We start from the raw sequence: 5,457 nt of genomic DNA, 5'->3' as shown, positions 1-5,457 counted from the left end.
CTCGACGCTGTGCTTGGTCTCTTCTTCTTTCAGGCGAACGTTGTGATAGTTTTCCCAGTCTTTCACGAACTGTTCGTAAAAACGGATGATATCGACAGCAGTCAGGGCTTTTTGTGTTGGCTCTGTCGTCATCCGCCGAATCTCCTCAAAGCACTCCCCGGCACGGGCATAGAGCAAGGCTGCCTTTTGCCGTGCGATAAGCTTACTGGACGTTTTCAGAGGATGCGAGACCTCGCCTCTACCTAACCAAGCCCGGAGGTCGAGCGGGACAGAACGCCTGAAATAATATTGCGACCCGACGATTCGCAGCATGCGTCTAACTTTCCCATTCTGGGAAAGACTGTGGGACAAAGGCCCATTTTAACGCCGAAGGGTGTTTTTCTCTGTCTTTTCAATAGGTTAGTGGTGCGAGCTGCGGGACTCGAACCTGCTCCTCAACATTTTTTGGGTGGTGGGAGACTCTCAATTTCAGCAGAAAACTGCGGATATGACGCTCTTCTCAGTGAACAATATGGAGAACAGGTTTGGAGAAAAACTGAGGTCCGTCAAGGGTTCTGTTGTGATGGTCATACTGGCGTGAAGAGAAGCGCGTCTCATTCTGAAATCATTCTGGGGGCCTACGGGTCGCTTCGGGTTTGTGTGCGGGATAATCCGTCAGGTCGGGTGATGGATAGATTGCGCTTCTATAAATCATATTTTGTGGTTAAAGTGATTGATAGAAGGTTGAGGTATCGATCATGCGTTGGAATTGGCAGCGTCCGGACTGGCCGCAGTTTCAGTTTGAGAAAAGCCGTTTGCGTGAGGCTGAAATCCAGTTCCTGAAAGGTTCGGGCGTTGTCGTGGGCGCGATGCAGCATCTGGACAAAGATGCTAATCAGCAGCTCATTGTTCAGCTGATCTCACAGGAAATGGTCGAGAGTTCTGCCATTGAGGGTGAGGTTCTTGATCGGGCGAGTGTGCAATCTTCGATTGCCCGCCAGTTGGGCTTTGCTCCAGACAAGCGGCGCTCTACGCCAGCGGAGGCTGGGGCTGCGGAATTGATGGTCGATCTCTATCGATATTATGCGGCTCCTTTAGCCGAGCAAATCCTGTTCGACTGGCATGCCATGCTGATGAATGGTCGCCGTGATCTGGACGTCATCGGTGGATATCGGACGCATGCAGAAGCCATGCAGATTATCTCAGGCCCTCTCCATGCCCCACATATTCATTTTGAAGCGCCGCCGTCGAAAAATGTGCCGTCTGAGATGGCGCGGTTTATTGAGTGGTTTAACAGCACGGCCCCCACCGGAGCGGAGCCTCTCCCTGCTATCGAACGGGCGGCGGTTGCCCATTTGTGGTTTGAGACCATCCATCCCTTCGAAGATGGCAATGGCCGTATCGGGCGGGCTCTTGCTGAGAAAGCATTAGCGCAAAGCCTTGAGGCCCCGACGCTTACGGCACTGGCCGCAACCATAAACGTACACAAGAAAGCCTATTATCTCGAATTGCATCGTGCCAGCGAAACCAACCACATTGATGCGTGGATGGAGTGGTTTGGAAATGTCGTTCTGGAAGCCCAGTCTCGTACGCTTCAGAATATTCGTTTTTTAATTGAGAAAACGCGTTTTCTGGATCGCCTCCGCGACAAGCTGAACACTCGTCAGGAAAAGGCTCTGCTTCGGATGCTGGCAGAAGGGCCTGACGGCTTCCAAGGCGGTTTGAGTGCTCAGAACTATCGTTCGATCACAGGCGCCACATCTGCCACGGCGACACGTGATCTGGCCGATCTGGTGTCTCTCGGTGCCCTTAATCGGACGGGAGAAAACCGCTATGCACGGTATTCTCTTTGTCTTGGGTAAACAGGGTGTTTGCCGTTCCGCCGTAGAACAATAATGGAGGTCATCGCATTTATGGACGCTGACAATCTGACAGGGCTTATCGGATATCTGAAGCAGGATCAGTGGAAATCCTGCTTTGAAGAGGTGTTGGGTGAGCATCTGGGACCGGCTTTAGAGGCGGCGGATATCAGCTTCGAAGACCTGGGAGATATCTTAGGGCAGGGTGCGGCAATGTCACTCTGGGGCTGTGCCTTCGAAGATTTCTTGGGACAAGACTGGGATAATGAAAATTTCGTTGAGGTCTATCTGAAACGACGGGGCTGGAAAGAAGGTCCACGTAAAAGCGCTTATATGCGGGGCCTCAAAGAGGCCGTCATGAGCCTGTATGAGGTTTCGCAGATCGTGCCGGGTCAAAGCATGATGGTGCGTGACCTGTTGCGGGGTGGTGATCCTGTTCTGGTTCATGAACGCTCAGCCACACAGTCCCTGAAGCCTTGGGAGCGCATCGCGGCACGCCTTGTTCCCGAAGACGGTAAAATGGTTTTGGCAGGGAGTCTGTTGGCATATTCGCCGCAGGCTTGCGAAGATCTGGCTGAGAATTTGCGCGATGTTCTCAAGCGTAAGCGAGGTCAGGCTGAGTTTCCAAAGATCAAAACAGAGGTGCTCCGTGATCTGGCTCCGGTCTTTACGCTGACTTGGCTCTTTAGAACCATGGAAAACATGGTGAGCGCCTCCGAGCCAGCTGCCCTGTTTAACAGCGATGGCGAAGACCTGCTCTTTCATGACGTATGTTTTCCTCTCAGCAAGGGAAGCACTCAGAAGAGCATTGCCGAGGTTTTGAATACGATCTCCTGTTTGCAGCATGCGGGGCGCATGATCTGGAATTGGACGCGTCAGGCGGGTGACCATATTCCTGAGGCCAATTCTAAGGCAGAAGACAGCAAAGCTCAGTTTTTGAGTACGACGTTGGATGATGGTGGTCTTGTTCTGGGGAGCTTGGAACTGAAAGGCCGTCAGCTGAGATTACAGGTCAACTCAGAAACGCGGGCTGAGCAAGGCACGGCTTTACTCCGTAACGCCTTGGGAAGTCTGATTGGATCTCCTCTGACACAGATCATGACCGCCGAGCAGGCTAGAGAAGAGCAGCGGACCTCTGGCCGAGGGGACGTGCTTGAAGACGAGATCCCGCTCGAAGAGGAGGCGGAAGTTTTGGCTGCTGTTTTGAAGCAGCATTATCGCCGTGTTCTGGATGAAGTTGTTCCGGGGCTTGGGCATGTCACGCCGAGGCAGGCTGTTAAAACAGCGGCGGGGAAGAAGAAAGTCGCGGCTTGGTTGAAGCAGATTGAAGCCACGACAGCAGGCCTGGGGCGTGAGGGGGCAGGAGCCTCTTTTAGTTTCGACTGGATGTGGGAAGAGCTGGGTATCAAGGGGCTGCGGAAGTGACAGGCATTGCTGCTCAAAAACGCAACCAATCGGACCAAAGATGTGTTTTAGGCAGTCGCTCTATGAGAGACACGCGCCTCGTTTTAGGTGAGATAGTCGCGGCGTTGTTGTGCATGCCCATGACCGGTCACGCTGCGTCGTCTCACTGCGATCCTGTTGCTTATGGTGCACGGCATGACGGACATACAAATGACGGTCCGGCTATTCAACGTGCCATTGCAGCTTGTAGCGAGGCAGGTGGTGGCGTGGTGTCGTTGACGTCAGGAAGATGGTTAAGCGGGCCTTTATCTCTCAAAAACCATGTCACGCTGAATCTGGAGAAGGGAAGTACCCTTCTGGGGAGTTCGGACACTCGTCTATTCCACTGGGCCTTTCTGGGGAAAGCTGCGCAGCCCGGTGAAGCCCTTGTTTCTGCGATTGATGTTCAGGACGTGGCTATAACCGGTCAGGGCCATATTGATGGGAATGGCGCTGCTGTCTGGTGGCCTCAAGCCGTGCAGGCGCACAAGACGCAAACCTCAGGTCCTTTACCTTACGGGCCAGACTATCCGGGGGTGCCTGCTGCTAATGGTCTGCCACGCCCTTGGCTGATTGAGTTCTCGCATGTCCAGCATGGACGGATCTCAGGCGTTACGGCGACCAATTCTCCGATGTGGACGGTCGTTGTAAGGGAGTCCAGCCAGATCAGGATCGATCATCTCACGATCCGCAACCCGGCCTCGTCTCGGAATACCGATGGTATTGATCTTGTCTCCTCGGATCATGTCACGATGAGCACTCTCGATATTGCAACAGGAGATGACAACATCGCCATCAAGTCCGGTTTGATGCAGCCGGGCCGGGCAGCGAGCGATATTAGCATTACACAGTCTCGCTTTGGCGAAGGACACGGTCTGTCTATTGGTAGTGAACTGGCCAATGGGGCTCATCATATTAGAATTTCTGACGTCTCGTTTCAGAACACGCTGTCTGGACTGCGAATTAAGTCTGGGCGGGATCGTGGAGGAGATATTGGCTGGATTAGCGCGGAACATGTGACGATGGACCATGTCCGGGTTCCGCTGTCGATCAGTGATTATTATGCAGGGCAGCCTGGGGGAACGCAGCAGACTGCGTTAATGACAGATCCCGCTGCTCCGGTAACGTCAACGACCCCGCATATTCACGATGTCACTATTACAGATCTGACGGCGAGAAATGCGGAGACGGCTGGCGTTGTGCTGGGTTTGCCCGAGGCACCGATTGAGGGGCTCACTTTGAGAAATATTCGACTGTCGGCCCGGAAAGGTCTTCAGTTTGGTTATGTTAGCGGAAGTGCCTCTGGAAGCACGTTCATAGTCCAGACGCCTCCAGTTCTTCAGTGTGGATCTGATGTGCACATGGACGGATCAGATCTGCGCTGTCCGGATGAGAGAAGAACTCATGAATGATTGAGGTATGGGGAGCTGGTTGCGCTCAGGCTTGGTGGTAGGCATTGCGGTCTGAGTTAGATGCAATAATCTATCAAAAAGTGCCCAGAAAACGGTGGTCTGCCGAACGCACCAAAAAACGGCATCCGGGACATTCGGACCTCAATTGACGAGTTAACATTCTCGTCAAGTTTTCAATGTCCCGGTTTCGTCAAAGAATCGGCGTATCGGGGATGCACGGGTCTCTACGGAAGACCAGCATCTGGACCTGGAGCGTCACGCGCTTCAGCGGTCGGGGTGCCACGTCATCTACGAGGAAGCTGCAAGCGGGAAAAATGCTGAGCGCTTGGAGCTTGAACAATGCAGCAAAGCCCTGCGCACCGGTGACACGCTGGTGGTGTGGCGGCTGGACCGGCTCGGCTGTAGCTTGCCCGATTTGGTACAGATTGTGGCCGCTCTCGAACGCATTGGTATCAGCTTCGAAAGCCTTAGCGAGAAAATCAAGACAGAAAGGGCTGCTGGGAAGCTGGTCTTCCATGTCTCTACCGCCCTCGCGGAGTTCGAGCGCAGCCTGATCCCCGAGCCCACCCATGCCGGGCTCGCCGCGGCGTGCGCCAGAGGCCGCTCAGGCGGTCGCAAGCCCAAGCTCGGGGAGAAGTAGGTGCGCAAGATCAAGTCCCTCCTGCGCGACCCGGACATCCAGATGGCCGATGTGGCCGCGGCGCTATGGAGTGTCCATACGACGCTTTACAAGCATGTCGGCGAGCAGCGGCAGCACTGCCTAG

General features: G+C 54.2%; 5 protein-coding genes. 4 read left to right on the top strand and 1 reads right to left on the bottom strand.

Annotation, left to right across the window (positions count from 1 at the left end):
• A partial coding sequence (locus tag GFJ39_RS13395; RefSeq protein WP_325062951.1) for a DUF6538 domain-containing protein occupies positions 1 to 312 on the bottom strand: 312 nt, incomplete at its 3' end.
• A gap of 425 nt (positions 313 to 737) precedes the next feature.
• Between GFJ39_RS13395 and GFJ39_RS13390 the strand changes: the two genes are divergently transcribed.
• The 4 genes from GFJ39_RS13390 to GFJ39_RS13375 all read left to right on the top strand — a co-directional run bounded on the left by GFJ39_RS13390 (position 738) and on the right by GFJ39_RS13375 (position 5,333).
• Entirely contained in the window at positions 738 to 1,841 is a 1,104-nt protein-coding gene (locus GFJ39_RS13390; protein ID WP_153431905.1) for a Fic family protein, read from the top strand.
• Between the two features lie 51 nt (positions 1,842 to 1,892).
• Positions 1,893 to 3,263, top strand: a complete 1,371-nt coding sequence (locus GFJ39_RS13385) for a hypothetical protein (protein WP_153431903.1) — start codon at positions 1,893 to 1,895, stop codon at positions 3,261 to 3,263.
• A 62-nt stretch (positions 3,264 to 3,325) separates the two neighbouring features.
• The gene (locus GFJ39_RS13380) at positions 3,326 to 4,693 is read left to right on the top strand and encodes a glycoside hydrolase family 28 protein (RefSeq protein ID WP_228391967.1); all 1,368 of its coding nucleotides are present in this window, start codon (positions 3,326 to 3,328) and stop codon (positions 4,691 to 4,693) included.
• Positions 4,694 to 4,898: 205 nt separating this feature from the next.
• Entirely contained in the window at positions 4,899 to 5,333 is a 435-nt protein-coding gene (locus GFJ39_RS13375) for a recombinase family protein (protein ID WP_325062952.1), read from the top strand.
• Positions 5,334 to 5,457 lie beyond the last annotated feature (124 nt).

The sequence above is a fragment of the Gluconobacter aidae genome, from assembly GCF_009547075.1.
Classification (GTDB): domain Bacteria; phylum Pseudomonadota; class Alphaproteobacteria; order Acetobacterales; family Acetobacteraceae; genus Gluconobacter; species Gluconobacter aidae.
Note: the sequence above shows the minus strand (reverse complement) of the source record. Positions and strands in the feature narration are given on the sequence as shown.